This is a genomic window from Lewinella sp. JB7, assembly GCF_024297185.1.
In the GTDB taxonomy this organism is placed as follows: Bacteria; Bacteroidota; Bacteroidia; order Chitinophagales; family Saprospiraceae; genus Neolewinella.
Map to the genome: position 1 here is coordinate 190,486 of NZ_JANCTD010000002.1, position 24,734 is coordinate 215,219.

The following is a 24,734-nucleotide window of genomic DNA, read 5'->3' on the forward strand; positions in this document are numbered from 1 at the left end:
ACCATGACATTTACTTCTTTGTCTCGAATAGCCGGCGCGTTTGTTGTCGCCGCGCTGTTTGCACCGTTCCAGTCCTGTACTGACCTGGAACCGGAAATATATTCCAGCCTTACTCCGGCTAACTTCCCCGCCTCGAACGACGACATCGTTTCTTCTTACCTGTCCGTCTACACGGACCTGTACGGGATGATGAATCACGGCGGCTACATGTCCATTCAGGAGATTTCTTCCGACGAATTGATGATTCCCCAGCGGGGTTCCGACTGGTTCGACGGCGGTATCTGGCTACGGACCCACCGGCAAACCTTCGACCCGCAGGACGGGCAGTACAACGGTGCGTGGAGTTTCCTGTACCGGGGTGCCCTGAAGGCCAACCAGGTTATTGATGTGATCGAGGAGTCCTCGCTTCCGGAGGATCAGAAGGCCCCCCGGATTGCTGAACTCCGTACGCTACGCGCCTACTTCTACTACCAGCTGACCGACGCCTTCGGCGATGTTCCCCTGATCACGCAGGATTCCGATCCGACCGACCAGGAACCTTCCGCTACGCCCCGTGCGGAGATCTATAACTTCGTTATTTCGGAATTGGACGCGGCAGCGGGGAACCTCGGCCGCAGCACCGGAGCGGACAGCTACGGTAAAATCAACTACTGGGTAAACCGTGCGCTGGCCAGCCGCTTTCTGCTGAACGCGGAGGTTATGACGGGTTCCGCCCGCTGGGCCGATGCCGAAGCTGCCGCCGACGAAGTGATCAACGGCGGTCAGTACAATCTGACCTCCAATTACTTCACCAACTTCGACCCCGACAACGACAGCGGATTCAACGGTACGTCGGAGAACATGTGGGTCATTCCCTACGACGCGCCCAACGTCGCTGGTGGATTTAACATCCCCCAGATGACCCTGCACTACGCCAGCCAGGCTACCTTCAACCTCCAGGATCAGCCCTGGAACGGTTACTGTACCCTGCAGGAGTTCTACAACAGCTACGACGACGAAGACATCCGTAAGGGTGAGTACGGAAACCAGCAAGTCCGTGGAAACTTCCTCGCCGGTCCCCAGTATGCTCTCGATGGCGTAACCCCGATCACCGACGGTTCGGCCGACGATCCCGGTGGAGTCGAGCTGGTCTTCACCCCCGAAGTCAATGCGCTCGAGCCCAACGCCTACCGCGAAGCCGGAGCCCGCGTGTTCAAATTCGGTTACGAGATCGGTTCTCCCAACAGCATCAAGAACGACTTTCCCATCATCCGCTACGCGGAGGTCCTCATGAATAAGGCCGAAGCGATGAAGCGGCAGGGTAAGGCCGGTCACGCCATGTTCGTCAATATGATCCGCGAACGTGCGGGCCTCGATGAGCTCGACGACAACATGTCCATGGACGACCTGCTGGCCGAACGGGGACGGGAGTTCTTTTTCGAAATTACCCGGCGTCAGGACCTGATCCGCTTCGATCGGTTCACCTCGCCCTGGTTCGCGAAAGATGCCACCCCCGCCACCGCTAAGCTTTTCCCGATTCCTCAGCCTCAGCTCAACGCCAACCGCAACCTGCAGCAGAACCCCGGTTACTAAGGTTCTAGGTAGGTAATCTAACCATCCACGCCCCGCCTCCGTAAGGAAGCGGGGCGTTTTTGTGTATACCTTAGTCGTCCGTATGAAATACTGCTCTCACTGTGGCTCGCCCCACTTAAGGATTACCGTTCCCGAGGGAGATACCCACCCGCGCCAGGTATGCCAGGACTGCCGCACCATACACTACCACAACCCGAAGGTGGTCACCGGTTGCCTGCCGGTGTGGGAGGATCGGGTACTATTGTGCCGGCGGGCCATCGAGCCGGCCTACGGCTGGTGGAACGTACCCAGTGGCTACCTGGAGAACGGCGAGTCTGTAGCCGACGGAGCGCGTCGGGAGGTGCGCGAGGAAGCCGCCGCGGAAGTGGAGATCGACTACCTGATCACCCTGTATAACATCGAACGGATCAATCAGGTATACCTGCAATTTGTCGGACTCCTGGTCGACGGGGTATACGGGGTCGGGCCGGAAAGCCTCGAATGTCGCCTGTTCACCGAGAAGGAAATTCCCTGGAACGATATCGCCTTCACCTCCTCCAAATTCACTCTGCGCAATTACTTCCGCGACCGCAGGACCAACGGCAAGACCCTCTTCCGGGGGTCTTACCCCGACGAGGGCACTCCTATTCGCTAAATCGTCTGACGGCCGCAGCTAAATCCGCCGGAGTGTCGATGCCGATGGAGGGCAGATCGGTCAGGCCGACGTGGATCCCGAAGCCCGCACTCAGCCACCTTAATTGCTCCAGCGCTTCGTCCGCCTCCAGTGGCGCTGGTGCCAGCTCGGTAAGCTGCTGCAGCGTCCCGGCCCGGTAGGCGTATAAGCCCAGGTGTTGCAGGTGCTTTCCCTGATCGATCCACCGGCCGACGGGCACATCCCTCAGGTAGGGGATGGCGTGGCGACTGAAGTAAAGCGCCCGCCCTTCCGCATCGCGCACCACCTTCACCACGTTGGGAGAGAGCAGCGCGTGTTCGTCCCTGACCGGGGTAGCGAGGGTGCAGATAGCGATACCGGCGTCACGGAAGGGTTCCACGACTCCGGCGATCTGGGCGGGTTCGATAAAGGGTTCGTCGCCCTGCACGTTCACGACGATCTCCGCCTCCGGAAACTGGCGTGCGGCCTCCGCTACGCGATCCGTTCCCGACGGATGATCGGGGGACGTCATCACCACCGAGCCTCCGAACGACTCCACGTGCCGGAAAATTCGGTCGTCGTCGGTAGCGACAATGACCCGGTCGACAATTGTGCACCCACTGACCGCTCCGTACACCCGTTGGATCAGGGACTGCCCCGCCAGATCGGCCAGGGGCTTGCCCGGTAAGCGGGTACTTGCGTAGCGGGCGGGGATGACGGCCAGGACCACTAGGAAAGGTCCATTTCCGGGATGTCCCCTTCGACGACCAGTCTTCCGGCGGTAGCCTCCTTAATCTGTTCGACGGAAACGCCCGGAGCCCGCTCCAGCAGGCGGAAGCCGCGATCGGGAGTGACTTCCAGGACCGCCAGGTTGGTGACAATTTTTTTCACGCACCGCACGCCCGTCAGGGGGAGGGAACATTCGGAAAGGAGCTTGGATTCTCCCGCCCGGTTGGTGTGCATCATGGCGACGATGATATTTTCCGCGGAGGCTACGAGGTCCATGGCACCGCCCATGCCTTTGACAAGCTTGCCGGGGATCTTCCAGTTGGCGATGTCGCCGGTATCGGAAACTTCCATGGCGCCCAGCACCGTCAGTTGAATGTGCTGGCCGCGGATCATGGCGAAGCTCGTGGCGCTGTCGAAGATGGCCGCTCCGGGGAGGGCAGTAATGGTTTGCTTGCCCGCGTTGATCAGATCGGCGTCGACTTCGGCCTCGGTGGGGAAGGGGCCCATACCCAGGATCCCGTTCTCGGACTGAAAGGTGACGTCGATGCCCTCGGGCACGAAATTAGCGACCAGCGTGGGGATTCCGATGCCCAGATTGACGTACCAGCCATCCTGGAGTTCACGGGAGATGCGTTTGGCGATTCCTGTTTTATCTAGCATGGCTTAGCGGGTTGTGCGTTTTTCAATACGTTTTTCGTAGTTGTCTCCCTGGAAAATGCGCTGGACGAACACTCCGGGCGTGTGGATCTGATTGGGGTCGAGCTCCCCGGGTTCCACGAGCTCCTCGACCTCGGCGATCGTGATCCTGCCGGCCATGGCCATGACGGGGTTGAAGTTGCGGGCCGTTCCTTTATAGATCAGGTTGCCGTCTGTGTCGCCCTTCCAGGCCTTTACGATCGCGAAATCCGCCGTGAGGGCGGTCTCGAGAATATGGGGTTTGCCGTTGAATTCACGTACTTCTTTTCCTTCGCCGACCTCGGTACCGTAGCCCGCCGGGGTGAAAAAAGCGGGTATGCCGGCACCGCCGGCCCGGCATCTTTCGGCGAGGCTGCCCTGAGGGATGAGATCGACCTCCAGGTCGCCGCTGAGCATTTGTCGTTCGAATTCGGCGTTCTCGCCAACGTAGCTGGCAATCATCTTACGAATCTGCCGGCTGTGCAGGAGCAGCCCGAGTCCGAAGTCGTCCACACCGGCATTATTGGAGATGCAAGTCAGGTCGGTGATGTCGGTGTCGGCCAGGGCAAGGATGCATTTTTCGGGAATGCCACACAGGCCGAAGCCACCGAGCATCAGCGTCATTCCGCTCTGGATGCCGGCGATGGCTTCGCGGGCATTGGCTACGCGTTTATTCATGGTTGCAAGATCGGTTTATTCCTCCTCGAGGAGGCGGTTGTCAATTCGTTTTTTCGTTTTGGCACCGAGCTTCCGGAGGCGTTCGGCGCGACCGATGAGGGTGGCACCGTACTTGCCGCCCGTGCTGAGTTTGGTTAGCGCGGAGTGGTAGGATTGCTGCGCCTGATCCAGCCGGTGGCCGATCTTGTGCAGCTCCTCGGTGAAGGAGACGAAGCCGTCGTAGAGCAGGCCACTCTGCCGGGCGATCTCCAGTACGTTCTTCTTCTGGTTCTCCTGCTTCCAGATGTAGCTGACCGTGCGTAGGGTCGCCAGCAGGGTACTGGAGGTAACGAGGACGATGTTGCGCTCGAGGGCCTCGATGAAGAGATTTTTGTCCGTCGTGAGCGCTAGTCCCAGCGCCGGCTCGATGGGCACGAACAGCAACAGGTAATCCGGGGAGTTGATCTGGTACAGGCGGGTATAATTTTTACCTGCCAGGTCGGTTACATGTTGCCGCAGACTGCGCAGGTGGGCGGATGCCTCCAGCCGTCGTTCGGCGGTAGACTCAGGAGGGTGGGAGCAGTAACGTTCGTAGGCCGTCAGGGACACCTTGCTGTCGACGACGAGGTGCTTGTTGTCGGGCAGATTGATGATGAAGTCCGGTCTTTTCTGCCGGCCATTCTCGTCGGTGTAGCTGGACTGTGCGGAAAAATGGACGCCGCTCTCCAGTCCGCTCGCCTCCAGCAGGGTGAGCAGTTGCCATTCCCCCCAGTCTCCTTGGGTTTTCGTATTTCCGCGGAGGGCACCGGCCAGGTTGTTCGCTTCGGTGCTGATGCGGTGGTTGAGCTGTTGCAGGTGGCGAATCTCCTCCCGCAGGGATACGCGGTCGCGGGTTTCCTCTACGAAGCGCCGTTCGATCTGTTGCTCGAAACCCTGCAGACGTTCCTTCAGCGGGTGGAGCAGGCCATCCAGTTGTCGCGCATTCTGTACGGTAAACCGTTCGCTTTTTTCCTGGAACAACCGGTCGGCGGTCCGTTCGAACTCCGCTACGGAGGCGGCCTGGAGACGGGCCATTTCCGCCTGTTGCCCGGCCAACTGCTCCTGCAGCGCCCGGTGTTCCGCGCGCAGCCCCGCCAGGTCGCTGCGTAGCACGGTCTCCACGGCAAGTTTCTCCTGTAAATTCTCGTAGTGGAGGTCGGCATCGCTGCGGAGCTGATCGTATACGGGACGCAGCACGTAGTCGGCCTCCACCCGCTCACGTGCGAGGTGGGTCACGCTCAGGCGGTAACGAGCGTAAAACCAGGCCACCGCTCCCCCGGCAACCATTCCGGTCACCAGCAATACGAAGTAGGGTAGGGCGGAAGCTGTATCCATGCCGACAAGGTAGTGCGGGCGCGGGGAGGTGGCATAATTTGGGGCGAGAAAGACCGTTGGTATTAGGACATGAAAAATGCCCTGTTCACCCTCCTCTGCTCGTCCCTGCTACTGTCCGCCGCCCCCGCCGGCGACGAAGGGTGGACGGAGCGTCTGTTTTCCTGGTTCACCGAATGGTTCAGTACCGGGGAAGCGCTTGCGGAAGAAGTCCCGGTCGCCGCCCCCGCGCCGTTCGTGAGTGCGGATATCCTGAAGCTGCTGACGAACATTCCATCCGAGGATCCCACTGCCGTGCCCTTCACCTGGCCATACGTCACCGTCGATGCTCGCGACGACCTTGCCCGCCGCCGTCGGCTACTCGACCAAACCGTACTTCTGAATACGGGAGCGGTCCGGCTTCCGCTGCGCGCCGGCAATCCCCTACGGGTCATCTACCCCAAGGGCCGGCGGCCCGACCGCTTCATCGCGATGGCCCGCCGGTTTGGGCCGGTGCAGGATATTGCCTTTACCGAAGTCATTGCTCCCGCGCTTGCCGCCGCCCCGCCCTTACCCACCGTAGTGGTTGCCGACGATCCGGCCGGGCTGGCCGACGTGCGCGATCACTGGTACCGGAATTTATACGGGTATCCCGAAATCACCTTCGTCCACTACGGTGACCACCGGCTGGTGGATACGGTGCCAGCTTCCTGGACCACGATTCTCTGTCCGCTGAGGGCCAAGGAGAGCGAAGCCTTCGTTGCTCAGGCGCTGTTCGGTGCCCAGGCGCTGTACGGTCGCCTCGACCGGGATGCGGCGGGTTACGCCTCCGGAAGCGGAAGGGACCTTCCCCAGGGTAGCCCCGGTTTCCGGGAACCCGAACTGGTGAATGTCGATCGTCGGCAACTGGAACGCCTGGACCAAACCATCCACCGGGCCATTCGCTACGGCGCTACCCCGGGCGCTCAACTGGCGGTCCTTAAGAACGGTCACGTAATTTACGAGCGCGCCTACGGGCGGCAGCAGTACCGGGCGGGCGATCCGGTAAGGGTGGACAACCTCTATGACCTGGCTTCCGTAACCAAGGCGGCCGCGACCACCCTGGCGGTGATGAAACTGTACGACGAGGGACGGATCGACCTCACGGCCAGGGTGAGTGACTACCTGCCCGAGTACCGCCGAACGGTGCCTGGCCGCTATACCATAGCGCAGTTACTCGCCCACCATACCGGTATGCAGGCGGATTTGCCCATTGCCGACCATGTCTTCGCATCGGTTGCGGCGCCGGGGATCGACAGCTCGGCTTTCGTCCGGCTGAGTGATCGGCGCTGGCTGAGTGGAGCCGTGGCGACGGCGATCCGGCAAGATCTCCGAAAAGTAAACCATACCCGGCGACCGGTGTACCGCTACAGCGACGTGAATTACGTGCTGCTGCAGTACGTAGTGGAGGCTCTGACGGGTACCGCGCTGGACGCCTACTTGGAGCAGGAATTCTATGTGCCCCTCGGACTGAGTCGTTTGACCTTCACGCCCCTGTCCCGACATTCCGGCCGGGACATCGTACCGACAATCACGGACAAGTGGATGGGCCGGGGGGCGATTCGCGGGTACGTCCACGATGAGGCCGCGGCGATGCTGGGTGGCGTGGCGGGGCACGCCGGACTTTTCGGGAATGCCCGGGACCTGGGACGCTTATTTCAGTTGCTCTTGGACGGTGGAGAATTTAACGGGCGGCAATTTATCCGCCAAGAGACGGTGGAGCTGTTCACGGCCCGCAATCCCTTCAATTACCGGGCCCTCGGGTTCGATCGACTGGAAGGTGGCTACGGGAGCGTGGTGTCCGCCGGAGCTTCGGAAGCGACCTTCGGGCATACCGGATTTACGGGCACCTGCGTGTGGGCGGATCCGGACAGCGAGCTGGTCTTCGTCCTGCTGACTAACCGTATTCACCCCGACCCCTCCAATACCAAGCTGCTGAAGATGGGTACCCGCAGCCGGATGCACCGCGAACTTTACCGCGCGCTGGATACCTACGGCCGCGACCCCGCCTGATCAGGCCAGCCCTTCCCGGAAGGGTACGAAACGGCAGTAACCGAGCATCTCTTCGGTATGGGTGCCGGGCGCCGTTTTCGTAATGCGCAGCAATTGCTGATCCTCGCCCTCGGGTCCGACCGGAATGACCATGATGCCCCCGACTTCCAGTTGTTCGAGTAGCGTTTGGGGTACGGATGCGGCGCCGGCCGTGACAAGGATGCGACTGAAGGGAGCCATTTCGGGTACCCCCCGGTTGCCGTCCCGGAGGAAGAAGCGGATGCCGCGATCGAGTCGCAATTTTTTTAGGGTCAGCCGGGCTTTCCGGTACAGGGGCTTGTGCCGCTCCACGGTGAATACACGTCCGCCAAGCAGCGAAAGCACGGCCGCCTGGTATCCGGAGCCGGTGCCGATCTCGAGGACCTTCTGGCGGGGCAGGAGTTGCAGCGCCGTGGTTTGCCAGGCTACGGTAGAGGGTTGGCTGATCGTCTGTTCGCAGTCGATGGGGAAGGGCTCATCGCGGTAGGCCCAGTCGTTGAAGCTGCTGTCCAGAAAGGAATGACGGGGCACGTTGGCCATGACGTCCAGCACCTTCGGGTCGAATTCATTGCGGCTCCGCAGGCGTTCGATGAGTTGTTTGCGCTGCCCCCGATGACGAAATCCGTCCTGCATCTTACTTCAGTTGACCGGCCAGATCCGCCGGTGAATAGTTAACGTTTTTGAGCACCTTATTGTCGTCGTTGCGGTATACCAGGAAAACCTCCCCGGAAGGTTCCACCCGACCCTCCTGTTCCAGCTGCCGGTAGTGGGCGAGGGTAGCCTCGGCTTCCTCCCGGCTGGCACAAGTCTTGCTCATATTCGACCGGTGGACCTCCTCGAAGAGTGCCCGGAATTTTTCGCCGAGCCCAAATTCGAGCACGGCACCGCTCAGGACGTACTGCAGATCCGCCAGCGCGTCCGCGACCTCAACGATGTCCCGCTGGTCAATGGCCTGCCGCAATTCATCGAGCTCTTCCTGCAGAAGATTGAGGCGAAGGCGGCATCTGTCTGCGGGCGGGATCGCGGGAGCGGAGAGAATGGGAAGGCGGAAGGTGCGGTGAAACTCGGCCACGTCACCGAGTGCATCGGGGCTATTCATACGATAATCTTGTATGCCGGCAAATATAGCGAAGCGGGGGGTGGTAGAAAGTCGTCAGGATGCCGGAGTGGCGTCCGTGGAACATAGGTGGAGCGGTATAATTATCCGGATGATGAAATTAAATAATCGGCCATTCTTTTACAGGCGAAGATTGAGTGGTGAATAGCAGGTAAACTATAATTGTTAAAATACGGCAAAAATGAAATTTTAATTGTGGAATTAAGGGTTTCGCGGTACTAAAAATGACGGAATCTAATGCAGGTGTTTCTAGTTCGCTGTGGTTGTGTACTTTTCGGTAGGTCAAATTACTGCGTGGAACATTGTCATCCATGTCGTGAGCACGTATCTTGTGATGTGGCTAGTAGCTGCGGCGGAGCCAAATTTCCCCGTCTACGAACCGAATGAGCTAAGAAGATATATATGCAATACCAACACGACACCCCCGACTACCCCGGCCTCTACCGGCCGCATCTGGAGTCGGACGCCTGCGGAACCGGCTTCATCGCCAATCTAAACGGAGAGCCGAAGCACAGCATCGTCAAGGACGCGCTGGCCATGCTCGCCAATATGGAGCACCGGGGCGCCTGTGGTTGCGAACCCAACTCCGGCGACGGTGCCGGAATTTTGACGCAGGTCCCGGATGAATTCTTCCGGCGGAAGCTCTCGGAAATGGGCAAACAGTTGCCGGAATTCGGCAAGTATGGGGTGGGCCAACTCTTCCTCCCCGCGGAAAAGGAGCTCAGCCAGCGCTGCCGCTTCCTCTTCGAGGACTACTGCGACGAACTGGGTTTTGACGTGATTGCCTACCGTAAGAATCCCTTTGACGCGGACGAGGTCGGGTTGACGAGTAACAGCGCCCGGCCGCGTATGGAGCAGATCTTCGTGAAGCCCCGTACGGAGATGGAGCCCGCCGACCTGGAGCGAAAACTCTACGTACTGCGCAAGTTTGCCACCCACCGCATTCACGTCACTTACCCCGAAACCCAGGACCGGTTTTATCTCTGCTCCTTCAGCTACAAGACCATAGTATATAAAGGTCAGCTCACCACCTGGCAGCTACCCGGTTTTTACGGTGACCTACAGGACCTCGGGTACAAAAGCGCCATCGCGCTGGTACACAGCCGGTTTTCGACCAATACCGTACCGAAGTGGAAGCTGGCCCAACCCTTCCGGATGATCGCCCACAACGGGGAGATCAACACCGTACAGGGCAACGTGAACTGGTGGCGTTCGAAGGAGAGTCTGATCCGGAAGACCTCTAAGTTCTCGGAGGAGGAGCTCAACATGATCTTCCCTGTATGTGGAACCAGCCTGTCGGACTCCGCTAACTTCGACAACGTGCTCGAATTCCTCACCATGAACGGCATCAGTATTCCGCACGCCCTCATGATGATGATTCCGGAAGCCTGGCAGCACGACGACGCCATGCCCGACTTCAAGAAGGCATTTTACGAGTACAGCAAAGCGTTGATGGAACCCTGGGACGGCCCCGCATCCATCTGCTTTACGGACGGCATTCTGGTCGGAGCTACCCTGGACCGCAATGGCCTACGCCCCAGCCGCTACTGCCTGCTGAATGACAATACCCTTATCGTAGCTTCGGAAGCCGGTGCCCTGAAGGTGGACCAGCGGAAGGTCATCAAGAAGGGCCGGCTGCAACCCGGTCGTATTCTGGTGGCCGACCTTCAGGAACATCGCGTCATTGGCGACGAGGAACTTAAGGAGATCATCTGTCAACGGTTGCCCTACCGCGACTGGCTCAACGAGTTCCGCCAGGACATTAAGGATCTGCCGCTCTCCCGGAAGGCGGAGATCAGTATGGATCAGAAGACGCTCTTCCGCCGGCTTCAGCTGTTCGGCTATACGAAGGAGGACCTCAGCGTTATGCTCGAACCCATGATCAAGGAAGGCAAGGACCCCATCGGGTCCATGGGCAGCGATACGCCACTGGCCGTACTTTCCCTCCAGAGCCAGCACATCGCGAATTACTTCAAGCAACTCTTCGCCCAGGTAACCAACCCGCCGATCGATCCCATCCGGGAACGGAGCGTCATGTCGTCGTACGCCATGCTCGGCAGTTCGGAGAACGTAATGGAGCCGACCGCCAAAAACGCCACCTACATTCATCTGGATTCGCCTATTCTCACGAACGACGATGTAGCCAAGTTGCGGGAACTGCACCACCGGGATTTCCGGGCGACGGTGATCAACATCGTCTTCCCCTCCGACGGACAGGAAGGCCGGCTGCACGCCGCCGTGGAACACATCAAGGCACAGGCCGAATCCATGGTCCGGAGCGGGTACAATATTCTGGTCCTCAGCGATCGGGAGGCCGATAGCCACAACGCTCCGGTACCTAGTTTGCTGGCCATAGGCGCGGTGCACCATCACCTCGTGGAACTTGGCCTGCGGGCCAAGACCAGCGTGGTCGTCGAGGGCGGTGACGTCCGGGAAACCCACCACGTGGCTACCCTGATCGGCTACGGCGCCAGCGCGGTAAACCCCTACATGGCCTACGCGGCACTGGCCGACCTCCACGCCCGCAACGTATTCGAAGACGAGGGGTACGAACTCAAGGAGGTGATCAAAATTTACCGCAAGGCCGTCACCAAGGGCCTGCTCAAGATCATGTCCAAGATCGGGATATCTACCCTACAGTCCTACCAGGGAGCGCAGATCTTTGAAATCCTGGGACTGAACCGCAAGGTCGTTGATGATTGCTTCCGCGGCTCCATCAGCCGAATCGAAGGTATCGGCTACGACGGGCTAGCTTGCGAGGTGCTCGTACGCCACGAACTGGCCTACCCGAAGGAGTTCGTCGCGAACCCCAAGCTGGAAGTTGGCGGGGTGTACCAGTGGAAGCGGCGGGGTGAAGCCCACACCTTTAACCCGAAAAGTATCCACTACCTGCAGATCGCCGCCCGCAAGAACGATCCGGAAGCCTACGAGAAGTACCGCGACGAGATTAACAACCAAACCCGGCGCGCGCTCACTCTTCGGGGTCTGCTGGCTTTCCGGAAGGGCGATCCCATTCCCATCGAGGAAGTGGAGCCCGCCGAGTCTATCATGAAGCGCTTCGCTACGGGCGCCATGTCGTTCGGTTCCATCAGCTGGGAAGCTCATACGACGCTCGCCATCGCGATGAACAAGATCGGCGCCCGGTCCAATTCCGGAGAGGGCGGCGAGGACGAAGTGCGCTTCGAGCTCGACGATCAGGGTCGCAACATGCGCTCGGCCATCAAACAGGTAGCCTCCGGCCGCTTCGGCGTGACCAGCCACTACCTCACCAACGCCGACGAGCTCCAAATAAAAATGGCCCAGGGGGCCAAGCCGGGTGAAGGAGGTCAACTGCCCGGCCATAAGGTAGACGACTGGATTGGTCGTGTGCGCAACAGCACGCCGGGCGTGGGACTGATCTCTCCGCCGCCCCACCACGACATCTACAGCATCGAGGACCTGGCGCAGCTCATCTTCGACCTGAAGAACGCCAACCGCCGGGCGCGCATCAACGTGAAACTCGTGTCCAAAGCCGGGGTAGGCATCATTGCTTCGGGCGTGGCCAAAGCCCACGCCGACGCCATCCTCATCAGCGGTCACGACGGCGGTACCGGTGCCAGTCCCCTGAGTTCGATCCGCCATGCCGGCCTCCCCTGGGAGCTCGGTCTCGCCGAGAGCCACCAAACCCTGGTCAAGAACAAGCTCCGGGATCGCGTGACGCTGCAGACCGACGGCCAGCTCCGTACCGGCCGCGACCTCGTTATCGCCACCCTGCTCGGCGCCGAGGAATACGGCGTGGCTACCGCGGCCCTTATCGTGGAAGGCTGTATCATGATGCGGAAGTGCCACGTCAATACCTGCCCGGTCGGCATCGCTACCCAGAACGAGGAGCTCCGCAAGCGCTTCACGGGGGATCCCGAGCACGTCATCAACTTCTTCCGGTTCCTGGCCGAAGACATGCGCTCGATCATGGCGGAACTCGGTTTCCGCACCGTCAACGAAATGGTGGGCAAGGTCGAGCACCTCAAGATGAACAGCGACGTCGAGCACTGGAAGTACCGTAGCCTGGATCTGAGCCCTATCCTTTACAAGGAGGTGGCTGACGAGTCCGTCGGACTTTACAAGCGTATCGAGCAAGACCACGGCATCGCCGATGTACTGGATCGTCGTCTCATCACTTCGGCCAAGTACGCGCTGGAGGAAATGGAACCCGTCACCGGCAGTTTCGACATTAAGAATACCGACCGAAGCGTGGGAACCATGCTCTCGAACGAGATCAGTCGCCGCTTCCACGGGGAGGGGCTGCCCGACGGGGCCATCAAGTACCGCTTCCGGGGATCGGCCGGTCAGAGCTTCGGAGCCTTCGGCGCCAAGGGGATTCAGTTCCTGCTGGAAGGGGAGGCCAACGATTACTTCGGGAAGGGCCTCTCCGGCGGCCGCCTGATAGTGGTGCCGGACCGGGTATCTACCTTCGATCCTCACGAGAACATCATCATCGGTAACGTGGCGTTCTACGGCGCTACTTCGGGCGAAGCCTACATCAAGGGCATGGCTGGCGAACGGTTCGCGGTGCGCAACTCCGGGGTGAAGGCAGTCGTCGAGGGGCTCGGCGATCACGGCTGTGAGTACATGACGGGTGGGGTAGTCGTCGCCCTCGGGGCCACCGGAAAGAACTTCGGGGCCGGAATGAGCGGCGGCATGGCTTACATCTACGATGAGGATAAAACCTTCGCCAAGAAGTTGAACCGGGAAATGGTAGACATGGAGGAACTCACGCCCTTCGATCAGAACCTGTTGCAGCAGATGGTCCGCAACCACTTTACTTACACCAGCTCCAAGCGTGCCCTCGACATGCTGAACGACTGGGAGCAACACCTCGGACATTTCGTCAAGGTGATGCCCCGCGACTACAAGGCCGTACTGGCCAAGAAGGGAGAAGAACCGAACGTACGCGTCAAAGTCGCCGAACTCGTCTAGCCACTTCCAACCTACGCTAACCCCCTCCGGCCTCCGGGCCGGAAACGAAAAATCTACCCACCATGGCTGATCCAGCTGGCTTTCTGAAATATACCCGTGAACTGCCCGAAAAGCGGCCCGTCGAAGTCCGGAAAACCGACTGGCAGGAGCTGTACGTGCCCATGTCCGAGGAGCGCACCGTCACCCAGGCGGCGCGCTGTATGGACTGCGGCGTACCCTTTTGTCACAGCGGCTGTCCGCTCGGCAACATCATCCCCGAATTCAACGATGCGGTCTACGACGAGGACTGGCGGGAGGCTTTCGACATTCTGAGTTCGACCAATAACTTTCCCGAATTCACCGGGCGGATCTGTCCGGCCCCCTGCGAGTCGGCCTGCGTGCTGGGCATCAACCAACCCCCGGTAGCCATCGAGCACATCGAAAAGTCGATTGCCGAGGAAGCCTTCAAACGCGGCTACGCCCGGCCAAATCCTCCCGGCAGCCGGACGGGCAAAAAAGTCGCCGTGGTCGGCTCCGGACCCGCCGGACTGGCCGCCGCCGCTCAGCTCAACAAGGCCGGGCACAACGTGACCGTGTACGAGCGGAATTCACGCATCGGCGGGCTGCTGCGCTACGGCATCCCGGACTTCAAACTCGAAAAGTGGGTCATTGACCGCCGGGTAGACCTCATGGCCGCCGAGGGCGTCAAGTTTCGGACCAACGCCAACGTCGGAGAAAACGTGGACGCCAGGCAACTGGTCGCGGAGAACGACGCCGTAGTGCTCGCTGGTGGTTCCACCATCCCCCGCGATATTCCCAGCCCGGGCCGGGAAGCCCAGGGCGTATACTTCGCTATGCAATTTCTGGAGCAGAACAACAAACGCGTCGCCGGCGACGACCTGAGCGACGAATTCGAGATTCACGCCCGCGATAAGGACGTCATCGTTATCGGGGGCGGGGACACGGGAGCTGACTGCGTCGGGACCAGCAACCGCCACGGTGCTCGCTCGGTCACCCAGATCGAGATCATGCCCATGCCGCCCTCGGAGCGCCCGGCGGATAACTGGCCGAACTGGCCGATGATCCTGCGGACCTCCACCAGCCACGAGGAGGGATGTGAACGGGAGTGGGCGGTGCTTACCGAGGAATTCGTCAAGGATGAGGAAGGCAAACTCCGCGGCGTCAAGACCGTCAACATCCGGTGGGGGAAAGACCAGACCGGCCGAAACACCTTCGTGAAAATCGCCGGCACGGAACGCGAACTGCCCTGCCAGCTACTACTCATCGCGGCCGGCTTCCTGCACCCCCAGCACGAAGGATTAGTGAATGATCTCGGTGTGGGTCTGAACGAACGGAAAAACGTAGCGGCTACGCCCGAGCGCGACTACCAGACCTCCGTGCCCAAGGTGTTCGCCGCGGGCGATATGCGCCGCGGTCAGAGCCTCGTGGTGTGGGCGATCGCCGAAGGCCGGGAGTGCGCCCGTTCCGTGGATGCCTTCCTGCGCGGTGGCGAATCCGTCCTGGAGGGCCGCGACGAAGGCAGGCTCGAGCCCGACTTCGCGTAAGGAAGATTGGAATTAGTCGGTATTTCATTGCACCTGCGCCCCGCCGCCCGGTTGAAGACGCAAAACAAACGCTCATGCAATACCGAAAACTCGGAAAGACCAATTTTGAAGTAAGCGAAATCAGCCTGGGAACCTGGCAGGTCGGTGGAAAATGGGGCGACCCCTTCGACGACCGGGTAGCCGACCGCATCATCAACGAGGCCATCGACCGGGGCGTCAATTTTATCGATACCGCGGACGTCTACTCCGATGGCCTCAGCGAAACCGCCGTCGGACGGGTGGTGCGGGAGCGCTCCGAGTACATCTACGTCGCTACCAAATGCGGCCGGCAGATCTCCCCGCATACGGCCGACAACTACACGGTCAAGGCCCTGCGGGGTTACGTCGAGGACAGCCTGCGGCGGATGAAGATCGAGCGCATCGACCTCATCCAGCTGCATTCCATCCCCAACGATGTGTACTACCGCCCGGAAATTTTCGGGCTCTTCGAGCGCCTGCGGGAAGAGGGGAAGATTCAGCACCTCGGCGTCAGCGTCGAGAAGGTAGAGGAGGCGATCAAGGCCATGGAGTACGATAATGTCGCTACCGTGCAGATCATCTTTAACCTGTTCCGCCAGCGCCCGGCGGAGCTGTTCTTCGAACTGGTGAAGAAGCACGACATCGGCGTCATCGCCCGGGTGCCCCTCGCCAGTGGATTGCTCACCGGACGCTTCGACCGCAGCACCACCTTCGGCGAGGGCGATCACCGCAACTTCAACCGGGAGGGGGAGGCCTTTGACCGGGGCGAGACCTTCAGCGGTGTGAACTACGAGCAGGGGTTGCAGGCCGTGGAGGAGCTCAAACAACTCTTCCCCGGAGAGGATAATCTGGCTCCGATCGCCCTACAGTGGATCCTGAGTTTCCCGGAAGTGAGCTGCATCATTCCCGGAGCCTCAAAAGTAGAACACCTGTTGTCAAATATTTCGGCTGCCGAACGTAAACCCCTGACGGAAAGTCAACTGAAGGCAATGAACGACATCTACGATCGAATGGTAAGACCGGCCGTTCACCAGCGCTGGTAACGTAAAAGGGTCCTGCTGAAGCCAGCAGGACCCTTTTGCATTTTGTGGGATAGGGTTTAGCTGACCAGGAGCAGGGTCAGCAACAGTACCACGAGGCTGCCGGTGAGGGCAACGCCGATATCCTGCCGGCGGGCCGGGGGGAGGGCGGAGCGGCGGGAGGCCAGACGAAGTCCGTTGGGATTGCCCAGTTGGTGGGCCTTGACCGCGCGGTTTACGCGACGATTCAGCAGCGTACTACGGGTAGGGCGGGGCGTTTCGAAATGAGTCATATTCTGTTGATTTTCCGGGGTTTCCGAATTCGGCCGCAAAGGTCGGGGTATTCCCGGACCCTTACAACCCCATGGGCAAACAACATTCGGTAGCTATCCGCTCAAGGGCGGCTTTTCCCAACAAAATTTTGGAAGTTTATGCGGGCTGGTCAAAGGCTTGGGGGGAAGCCGGGACCACCAAACTTTAATACCAAAAATATTTTCTACTTCTTTCTTTTTTTCTTATTAAGGACCCTTTCCGCCTCCTCCATCAACTCCTCCAACCCCATGGCGTCGGTGCGGCTGAAGGAAAGCGTTTCCCGGTACTGACTGCGGTCGAGCTCGACGACCCGGATCTCGTTGCCGGTGTACCGTTCGATCTTGCGGAGGAGTTCGTGCTCCGCCGGGGCACAGAAGGAATACGCGACCCCCCGCTGCTTCCCCCGCCCGGTACGGCCTACCCGGTGTACGTAGTAGTCGGCCTGTTCGGGCAGGTCGTAATTGATGACGTGGGTAACGTCGGGAATATCGATGCCCCGGGCGCTGACGTCAGTAGCGATCATGAGTCGTTGTTCTCCCCGACGGAAGGCTTCGAGGGCCGCCTCCCGCTCGCGTTGGTCCATTTCCCCGTGGAGGGTCAGGGAGGGTAGGTCCACCCGGGCCATGGCCTTGCTCACGCGTTCGGCCCGTACGCGGGTGCGGGTGAAGACGAGGATCTTGGCTTCGGGCCTCTCCTTCACGAAGCGTTCGAGGAAGAATCGCTTGTCGTCCATTTCCACGAAGACGACGGAGTGGTCGACGTTCTTACTGACGGGGTCCTTCGGCGAGATCTGGATCCGGATGGGGTTGCGCACGAGCGAGTAGGCGAGCTTCTTGATCTGTTCGTCGATGGTGGCGGAAAAGAACAGGGTCTGGTGTTTGCGTTGCAGGTGGCCGATCACGCCCCGGATGTCGTCGATGAATCCGAGGTCGAGCATCAGGTCCGCTTCGTCCAGCACCAGGGTGTCCACGCGCTCCAGACGCAGCAGCTTGCGTCCGAGCAGGTCGTACATGCGCCCCGGCGTCGTAATGAGGACGTCCAACTCCTTGGTCAGCCGTTCGATCTGCGGATCGATCTCGACCCCGCCGGTCAGCCCGAGCACGTTCACCGCCGTGCCGGTTGCCAGGGAGGTAAACACCTCGGTGAGTTGCAGGGCGAGCTCCCGCGTGGGTACCATAATCAGACAGCCGATCCCGGTTTCCCGCCACTGGCTTTCCTTGCGTTCCTGAAGTTTCTGGAGAATGGGAATCGCGAAGGCGGCCGTTTTGCCGGTGCCGGTCTGCGCAATGGCCAGCACGTCTTCCCCTTCCAGGATCGGACGGATAGCCCGGTACTGAATGTCGGTGGGCCGTTTCCACCCCTGGCGGGCGATATTGCGTTTGAGTTCGGGAGAAAGGGGGTAGTCGGTAAACTTCATGGTAGCGAGAGCTCGTTTGGGGCGGGGACGCGGGAGCGAACGGAGTCCCGAAGGAAGCAATCTCCTTCGGTATAGCGCGACCATGGCGTCCACCTATCTTTAGACCCCAATCATCGCCCAATGTACGACAACGCCACCGCCCTCCTCCTGGTCGACCTCCAGGTAGACTTCATGCCGACCGGAATGCTGCCGGTGGCGGAAGGCGACGCGGTAGTCCCCCTCGCCAATGCCCTGATGCCGCGCTACCGAACGGTAGTGGCCACTCAGGATTGGCACCCCGCTAATCACCTTTCCTTCGCGGCCAACCACCCCTGGCGCAAACCCGGACAAGTGATCGACCTTGAGGGACTGCCCCAGGTACTGTGGCCCATCCACTGCGTACAGGACACCTGGGGCGCGGAATTCGTGGATGGGCTCGACACCTCCGGCATCACCGAAGTGTTTCAGAAGGGGACCGACCCTACCATCGACAGCTACTCCGGCTTTTACGACAACGGGCACCGGAAATCGACCGGTCTGGCCGACTGGTTGCGCGAACGGGGCATCGAGGAAGTTCACGTCATGGGGCTGGCCACCGACTACTGCGTCAAGTTCACCGTACTCGACGCCCTGAAGGAGGGCTTTCGGGTAGTTCTGATCGAGGATGCCACCCGGGGGGTGGAACTGACGCCGGGCGACGTGGTCGCTGCGGTACGTGAAATGCGAACGGCCGGTGCACGCATTGCACGGTACGATGAATTGGGGTAAATGGTTACTTTGGTTGCCACCAACCGTAACGATCATGCACCTTCGCGTTTTGCTTTGTATTATGCTCTTCCCCTTGCTGCACGGCTGCGCTCCGGAATCCGCGGAGGAATCCTCCGCGCCCGCAACCGTTACCCAGGAGTCGGAAGCAACGCCCGGCTTCCGGGCCAACCCCCAGGCTCTGGAAAAACGGGAAGTACCCACCATCACCGTAGGCTCTCCGGCCCCCGATTTTAACCTGCCCGGCAGCGACGGCAACATGTACTCGCTGGCCGACTACGCGGATGCCGAAGTACTGGTTCTGGCCTTCACCGCCAACCACTGTCCCACCGCCCAGGCCTACGAGCAACGACTCATCGATTTCCAGCGGGACTACGCGGACAAGGGCGTGCAACTGGTCGCCATCAGCCCCAACAGTCCCCTCGGCGTACTGTACGAGGAGCTGGGCTACACCGATCTGAACGACGACTACGAGGTGATGCAGGAGCGGGCCGGTTATGCCGGCTTCAACTTCCCCTACCTCTACGACGGAGACGATCACCGGACATCGTTGCAGTACGGGCCGGTCGCCACGCCCCACATCTTCATTCTCGACAAGGATCGCGTAGTGCGCTACACGGGCCGGATCGACCGGAGCGAAAAACCCGGCACCGCCCACGCGGAGGACCTTCGCGCGGCTACCGACGCTCTGCTGGCCGGACGGGAGATCGCGGAGCCGACTACCAAAACTTTCGGCTGCTCGACCAAGTGGGCCTGGAAGACCGAATACAACGATCAGGCCCGGGAGAAGTGGGAAGCCCGCCCGGTGACCCTGGAGAAGGCCGATGTCGGTAAGATCGAGGAACTGGTGGCCAACCAGGGCGGTGATAAGCTACGGTTGATCAACGTCTGGGCCACCTGGTGCGGCCCCTGCGTGCTGGAGTATCCGGAGTTCCTCGTGCTTCAGCGGATGTACGGTGCCCGCGACTTCGAGTTCATCTCCGTTTCGGCGGATAAACCGGCTGCCGAGGATCGTGCCCTGGCCTTTCTCGAAAAGGTCCATTCCGGCGTTCCCAACTACCTGTTCACCGGTCAGGACATCTACGAATTGGTGGAAGCCATCGACCCGGACTGGAACGGCGCGCTGCCCTACACTCTGTTGGTGGCACCCGGGGGCGTAGTGGTGTACCGCCACCAGGCGGAGGTCGACTTTCTCGAACTGAAACGGGCCATCGTGGAACACGAGATGATCGGTCGGGTCTACTAGACCGCTGCATTGCGTACCTTTGCGGCCGCTAAGCGCAAGTGCATGAAAACCAAAACACTGAGGCCGGACAAGGTCAACGTCGTCACCCTCGGGTGTTCGAAGAATCTGGTCGATTCGGAAAACATTATCACCCAGTTGAAGGCCAACGATTACGACGTTCACCACGACAGCAACGAGGCGGCGAATATCGTTATCGTCAATACCTGCGGCTTCATCGATCTGGCCAAGGAGGAGAGCATCAATACGATTCTGGACTACGCCGACCGCAAGTCCCGGGGGGAGATCGACCGACTGTACGTCACCGGCTGCCTTTCCCAACGTTACAAGGATAATCTTGAGGAGGCTATTCCGGAGGTGGACGACTATTTCGGCACCATGGAGCTGCCGGGACTGCTGAGCCGACTCGAAGCCAATTACCAGCACGATCTGATCGGCGAGCGCTTTATCACTACGCCGGAGCACTACGCCTACCTGAAGATCAGTGAGGGTTGCAATCGCACCTGTTCCTTTTGCGCCATCCCGCTCATGCGGGGCACCCACGTGAGCCGGCCCATCGAGGAACTCGTCCGGCAGGCCGAACACTTCGCCCGTACCGGGGTCAAGGAGCTCATGCTCATTGCTCAGGAACTCACTTACTACGGGCTCGACCTCTACCAACGCCGCATGCTGCCCACGCTGCTGGAAGCCCTCGCGGCCGTAGAGGGTATTGAATGGATACGACTGCACTACGCCTACCCGGCCAAGTTCCCGCGGGACATCTTCGACGTCATGGCCGCCCAACCCAAGGTCTGTAACTACCTCGACATACCCCTGCAGCACGGCTCCGACGCGGTCCTGCAGCGGATGCGGCGTCAGGTTACCCGACGGGATACCACCGATCTCATTCGCTACGCCCGGGAGGTGGTGCCCGGCATCGCCATCCGTACCACCTTCCTGGTCGGCTACCCCGGAGAGACGGAAGCCGAGTTTGAGGAGATGTGCGACTTCGTCCGCGAAATGCGTTTTGAGCGACTGGGCGTTTTCCAGTACTCCCACGAAGAAGACACCCGGGCCTACGGGGTGGAAGACGACGTACCCGCCGAGGTGAAGGCCCGGCGCGCCAACCGGCTGATGGAGATTCAGCAGGAGATCAGCTACGAACTTAATCAGGCAAGGGTAGGGGAGGTCACCGCCGTACTCATCGACCGGAAGGACGGAGAGAATTACGTGGGCCGGACGCAGTACGATAGTCCCGACGTTGACAATGAGGTGCACATTTTCGCCGGCTCGGCCTACCTGAGAACCGGGGATATGGTGACGGCGCGTATCGAGTCGGCCACCGAATACGATTTAATCGGCGAACTGGTTGCGGGCTAAAAATCGGTGAGCTACTTTTGCTCGCGGTTCATGACGTACCGGCCGCTATGGCGGAATTGGTAGACGCGCTGGATTCAAAATCCAGTTCCTCCGGGAGTGTGGGTTCGATTCCCACTGGCGGTACGAAAATGAAGGCGGTGAAAAAAGATTTACCGCCGCGGTTGGAAAATTCTGAGGGACGTATATCTTTGCGGCCCCGTTACTCGCCGGAGTGATGAAACTGGTAGACATGCACGTTTCAGAGGCGTGTGCTTTTACGAGCGTGGGGGTTCGACTCCCCCCTCCGGCACAGAACTTCCTAAGTTCTTTCTGGCCTCGATCCTTCACCGGATCGGGGCCTTTTTTATTGGGGGCGGCGCTCGTCTCCGTTGACCCGCATGACGAAGGCATCCTCCGTATATCGACGACGGATGTCGGCTAGGGCACGATTCAATTCCTCCATTTCCCGGTAGCGGATCGTTACGCCGACCCGCGTGTTGCGCCCCTCCTTATCCGTGTAGGGCGTGTAGCCGGCCTCCTCCAGCCGGCGAGTCTGCTTATCCACGTTCCGCTGCCGTCCGAACAGTCCGATCGCGATGATCGCTTCGTTCATGACGGGTGCGGGCGTAGCGGCGGGCGGGTCCGCGGGAGCCGTGGTGGTGGGACGTTCGTTGAGGCGGGGCGGCTCGGCGGGCCGGATCTGATTAGCGTCCACGGTGGGCGGCGGTGCGGGAGCCGGTGTCCGGACGTCGCTCGGGGCAACGTTAAGCCGATCCTGGGGAATTTCGCGTTCGACGTCCGGTCCTCCGCGGTCCAGCAGGCTACCGAAAACCCCGGCGATCCGAAACAGCAGGAAGATGGCGAAAACCAGTCCGATGAGGCCGGTCGTGTACCAAAGTACCCGGCGCGTGCGGGGGGTTAACTCCGGCAAACTACTGGAGGTGCCGGCGGACCGTCGGGTCGACTTCCGCGTTCCGGTCCGGCTTCCGCCGCGTGATTTACCCACCGGTCGTTTTTCCTTGCGCAGAATGGGCTTTAACTCGACGGCGGGAAGACCGTAGCTGCCCTTACTGAAGTTTTCGGAGGTAGGGGAGAAGCGTATTTCTCCGTCGGAGAGCTTGTACAGTTTCCCGATGCCTTCCAGCGACACCGCGCTGCCCTCGTCGAGTCTGTGCTTCGTTGATTGTAAGAAGGATTCCACGTCGTGGCGATAGGTCACTTCCCGTTCAAGTCGACCGTCATCGATCACCAGATTAGCGTTGAAGTCTACCCGGGCGGACGGTGGCTTGGCCTTGCCCTCGATCAGGCTCACCAGCGCCGGCTGCTCGACCACCAGGAGGGTGCCGATGCCCGGCAGGCACACGCGTCCTTCCTCCATCAGTATCGACCGTAATGCCGTGACTACCTCTCCGTTCATACCCACAAAAGTAGGGAATCCGACACTAGCCGGGGCGGCCGGCAGCGCGCGCTTTCGCGGCGGCGGACTAGTTGTAGGTGGGCTCCTCGCGCATTCCGGCGATAACCGAGAAAGCGTTGCCCTTATTTTCCATGACCTGGGCCCACAGGTTTTCCGGATCGCTCTTAAAGAGGTAGTTGGGGTCCATGCGCGCCGTCACCCAGCTGCCCCCGTTCAGTTCCTCCTGCAACTGATCCTCTGACCAACCACTGTACCCGACGAAGAAGCGAATGTCGCGGGGGGTAATCAACCGTTGGTCGATCAGGATCTTGAGTTTTTCGTAGTTACCGCCCCAGAAGATGCCGGGCATAACCTCGTCACTGCCCTCCAGCAGGTCGCCCTTGCGGTGGAGGTAGTGGACGGTGTCGGTGCCAACGGGGCCTCCGAAATAAACGGACGCGTCGAAGTCCGGAAACTCCTTGACGAGCTTGTCGACGCGCATATTGACCCGACGGTTCATGATGAATCCCAGGCTGCCCTCCGGGTTGTGTTCCACGACGAGCACGGTGCTGCGCTTGAAGTTGGGATCGAGCATAAAGGGTTCGGCGAGCAGGATGGTACCGTTCTTGATTTGATCGGGCATGGCAGCAAGTTGAGTCTACCCGATTAACCATCGGGCAGGGGGGTTGGTTGGTTAAGGTAAGCTTACGGTTAACATCAGTCAAGCGTAAGTTTTCGGAGGGCTGTCCCGGCAATTACCTTCCGGGCTGATCGGCCTGCTTAACTTTACCCCATGGAAAGACTTATGCGGCAGCACTGGTGGAAACTCCTCTCCGTGCTCATCCTGGTATACGCCCTCATTGCGGGGATGCTCGTTCCCCTCAAGCCCAATCTGCTGTCCGTAAGCCCGAGTGCCGCAACGCCGGGCCAGTCCCAAAGCTTTGAGCTGCTGGGCTACAATACCCGCTTCGCCGAGGATGCCAACAGCACGCGGGCCTGGCTCAACTACGGTGACGGTCTGGCTCTGGAGGCTACGCGCGTGGAGGTCATTGACGATCGCCGCGCTACGGTCACCTTCGACCTCCCCTGGCATCTCCCCAAGGAGGAGTCCGGAGCCGCTTCCCTTTCTCTGATCGTGTCCGGCACGGCCAACGGAGCCTTCGTGACGCCGGGAGCGATCATTTTCCGGCAGGACGCGGTGTCCCCCGACCCGGCCGCCACCCGGGCCGCCTGGAGCCGGTCCGCCCCGCAGGCCGGAGACCTTACCGCCAACCCGAACATGACCTTTCCCTACCGGGGTCTCCTCGGGGAAACGATTCGGAATACCTACTTCCACGTCAGCCTCTGGTTCGCCATGATGTTTCTGTTCATCGCCGCGGTGGTTTACGCCATCCGCTACCTGATGATCAAGTCCCGGCAAGATGCCGCCCGATTGGACACGGACGCCGGACTGACCGATCTGAGCGCTCTGGAACGCACCGACCAGTGGTCGGTCGTCTTTACCGGCGTCGGGATGCTCTTCGGTGTACTGGGACTACTCACCGGAGCGGTCTGGGCAAAGTACACCTGGGGCAGTTTCTGGAACTGGGACATCAAACAATTCACGACCCTCATTGCGCTGCTCATTTACGCGGGCTACTTCGTGCTGCGCGCCGCCTTCCCCGACCCGGAGCAGCGGGCCCGCCTGGGCGCGGTGTACAACATCTTCGCCTTCGCCTGCCTCATTCCCCTGATCTACATTCTGCCCCGCATGAGTGCCACCAGTCTGCACCCGGGGGCCGAGGGAAATCCCGCCATGGGAGGGGAGGATCTCGACAACACGATGCGCATGGTGTTTTACCCGACGATCATCGGCTGGACCCTCTTCGGCGGCTGGATGGCGGGGGTGGCCTACCGTGCCCGCGTGGTCGGCGAACGGCTGCTGCGTCGGCAGGATTCGTTTTAAC

The 24,734-nt window shown here is 60.4% G+C and carries 20 protein-coding genes and 2 tRNA genes; 12 read left to right on the forward strand and 10 right to left on the reverse strand.

Features of this window, described 5'->3' with window-relative positions; genetic code table 11:
• Positions 1-3 precede the first annotated feature (3 nt).
• Positions 4-1,572 (forward strand): RagB/SusD family nutrient uptake outer membrane protein, encoded by a 1,569-nt coding sequence (locus NMA52_RS04390; protein ID WP_254826430.1) that lies wholly within the window; start codon positions 4-6, stop codon positions 1,570-1,572.
• Positions 1,573-1,654: 82 nt separating this feature from the next.
• Entirely contained in the window at positions 1,655-2,206 is a 552-nt protein-coding gene (locus NMA52_RS04395; RefSeq protein WP_254826431.1) for an NUDIX hydrolase, read from the forward strand.
• Here NMA52_RS04395 and kdsB read toward each other — a convergent pair.
• Genes kdsB through rmuC form a run of 4 tightly spaced genes read right to left on the reverse strand, consistent with a single transcriptional unit; the run spans position 2,196 to position 5,638 of the window.
• Positions 2,196-2,933 (reverse strand): 3-deoxy-manno-octulosonate cytidylyltransferase, encoded by a 738-nt coding sequence (kdsB, locus tag NMA52_RS04400; RefSeq protein WP_254826432.1) that lies wholly within the window; start codon positions 2,931-2,933, stop codon positions 2,196-2,198. The two genes, NMA52_RS04395 and kdsB, sit on opposite strands and share 11 nt — an antisense overlap.
• Positions 2,933-3,592 carry a 3-oxoacid CoA-transferase subunit B gene (locus NMA52_RS04405; protein WP_254826433.1) on the reverse strand — a complete coding sequence of 220 codons (660 nt, stop codon included), beginning with the start codon at positions 3,590-3,592 and terminating at the stop codon, positions 2,933-2,935. The genes kdsB and NMA52_RS04405 overlap by 1 nt, the downstream gene beginning before the upstream one ends.
• Before the next feature lie 3 nt (positions 3,593-3,595).
• On the reverse strand, positions 3,596-4,285 hold the full coding sequence (locus NMA52_RS04410; RefSeq protein WP_254826434.1) for a CoA transferase subunit A: 690 nt from the start codon (positions 4,283-4,285) through the stop codon (positions 3,596-3,598).
• Positions 4,286-4,300: 15 nt separating this feature from the next.
• Complete coding sequence (gene rmuC / locus NMA52_RS04415; RefSeq protein ID WP_254826435.1) at positions 4,301-5,638, reverse strand: DNA recombination protein RmuC; 1,338 nt, start codon at positions 5,636-5,638, stop codon at positions 4,301-4,303.
• 69 nt (positions 5,639-5,707) lie between these two features.
• Between rmuC and NMA52_RS04420 the strand changes: the two genes are divergently transcribed.
• The gene (locus NMA52_RS04420) at positions 5,708-7,666 is read left to right on the forward strand and encodes a serine hydrolase (protein ID WP_254826436.1); all 1,959 of its coding nucleotides are present in this window, start codon (positions 5,708-5,710) and stop codon (positions 7,664-7,666) included.
• On the opposite strand, the gene NMA52_RS04425 is transcribed toward NMA52_RS04420, so the two are convergent.
• Positions 7,667-8,317: a protein-L-isoaspartate(D-aspartate) O-methyltransferase gene (locus tag NMA52_RS04425; protein WP_254826437.1), complete on the reverse strand. Its 651-nt coding sequence runs from the start codon at positions 8,315-8,317 to the stop codon at positions 7,667-7,669. It lies immediately after the preceding gene.
• A gap of 1 nt (position 8,318) precedes the next feature.
• Entirely contained in the window at positions 8,319-8,783 is a 465-nt protein-coding gene (locus NMA52_RS04430; RefSeq protein ID WP_254826438.1) for a nucleoside triphosphate pyrophosphohydrolase family protein, read from the reverse strand.
• A gap of 420 nt (positions 8,784-9,203) precedes the next feature.
• Here NMA52_RS04430 and gltB point away from each other — a divergent pair, with 420 nt between their 5' ends.
• The 3 genes from gltB to NMA52_RS04445 all read left to right on the forward strand — a co-directional run bounded on the left by gltB (position 9,204) and on the right by NMA52_RS04445 (position 16,362).
• Positions 9,204-13,757, forward strand: a complete 4,554-nt coding sequence (gene gltB / locus NMA52_RS04435) for a glutamate synthase large subunit (RefSeq protein WP_254826439.1) — start codon at positions 9,204-9,206, stop codon at positions 13,755-13,757.
• 62 nt (positions 13,758-13,819) lie between these two features.
• Positions 13,820-15,301: a glutamate synthase subunit beta gene (locus NMA52_RS04440; protein ID WP_254826440.1), complete on the forward strand. Its 1,482-nt coding sequence runs from the start codon at positions 13,820-13,822 to the stop codon at positions 15,299-15,301.
• Positions 15,302-15,375: 74 nt separating this feature from the next.
• Positions 15,376-16,362 (forward strand): aldo/keto reductase, encoded by a 987-nt coding sequence (locus NMA52_RS04445; RefSeq protein WP_254826441.1) that lies wholly within the window; start codon positions 15,376-15,378, stop codon positions 16,360-16,362.
• Positions 16,363-16,418: 56 nt separating this feature from the next.
• Here NMA52_RS04445 and NMA52_RS04450 read toward each other — a convergent pair whose 3' ends face one another.
• Both NMA52_RS04450 and NMA52_RS04455 read right to left on the reverse strand, forming a co-directional pair.
• On the reverse strand, positions 16,419-16,631 hold the full coding sequence (locus NMA52_RS04450; RefSeq protein WP_254826442.1) for a hypothetical protein: 213 nt from the start codon (positions 16,629-16,631) through the stop codon (positions 16,419-16,421).
• Positions 16,632-16,834: 203 nt separating this feature from the next.
• Positions 16,835-18,067 (reverse strand): DEAD/DEAH box helicase, encoded by a 1,233-nt coding sequence (locus NMA52_RS04455; protein ID WP_254826443.1) that lies wholly within the window; start codon positions 18,065-18,067, stop codon positions 16,835-16,837.
• A gap of 120 nt (positions 18,068-18,187) precedes the next feature.
• Here NMA52_RS04455 and pncA point away from each other — a divergent pair, with 120 nt between their 5' ends.
• The 5 genes from pncA to NMA52_RS04480 all read left to right on the forward strand — a co-directional run bounded on the left by pncA (position 18,188) and on the right by NMA52_RS04480 (position 21,702).
• Positions 18,188-18,814 (forward strand): bifunctional nicotinamidase/pyrazinamidase, encoded by a 627-nt coding sequence (gene pncA / locus NMA52_RS04460; protein WP_254826444.1) that lies wholly within the window; start codon positions 18,188-18,190, stop codon positions 18,812-18,814.
• A gap of 61 nt (positions 18,815-18,875) precedes the next feature.
• On the forward strand, positions 18,876-20,057 hold the full coding sequence (locus NMA52_RS04465) for a redoxin domain-containing protein (protein ID WP_254826445.1): 1,182 nt from the start codon (positions 18,876-18,878) through the stop codon (positions 20,055-20,057).
• Between the two features lie 42 nt (positions 20,058-20,099).
• Positions 20,100-21,413: a 30S ribosomal protein S12 methylthiotransferase RimO gene (rimO, locus tag NMA52_RS04470; protein ID WP_254826446.1), complete on the forward strand. Its 1,314-nt coding sequence runs from the start codon at positions 20,100-20,102 to the stop codon at positions 21,411-21,413.
• Between the two features lie 41 nt (positions 21,414-21,454).
• Positions 21,455-21,536: transfer RNA gene (locus tag NMA52_RS04475), tRNA-Leu, on the forward strand.
• A gap of 82 nt (positions 21,537-21,618) precedes the next feature.
• Positions 21,619-21,702 (forward strand) — tRNA-Leu (locus tag NMA52_RS04480).
• A 54-nt stretch (positions 21,703-21,756) separates the two neighbouring features.
• On the opposite strand, the gene NMA52_RS04485 is transcribed toward NMA52_RS04480, so the two are convergent.
• Both NMA52_RS04485 and NMA52_RS04490 read right to left on the reverse strand, forming a co-directional pair.
• Complete coding sequence (locus tag NMA52_RS04485) at positions 21,757-22,809, reverse strand: hypothetical protein (protein ID WP_254826447.1); 1,053 nt, start codon at positions 22,807-22,809, stop codon at positions 21,757-21,759.
• 67 nt (positions 22,810-22,876) lie between these two features.
• A complete protein-coding gene (locus tag NMA52_RS04490; RefSeq protein ID WP_254826448.1) occupies positions 22,877-23,431 on the reverse strand; it encodes a YqgE/AlgH family protein in 555 nt (184 codons plus the stop codon).
• 150 nt (positions 23,432-23,581) lie between these two features.
• Here NMA52_RS04490 and NMA52_RS04495 point away from each other — a divergent pair, with 150 nt between their 5' ends.
• Positions 23,582-24,733, forward strand: a complete 1,152-nt coding sequence (locus tag NMA52_RS04495; RefSeq protein WP_254826449.1) for a cytochrome c biogenesis protein — start codon at positions 23,582-23,584, stop codon at positions 24,731-24,733.
• Position 24,734: the final 1 nt, after the last annotated feature.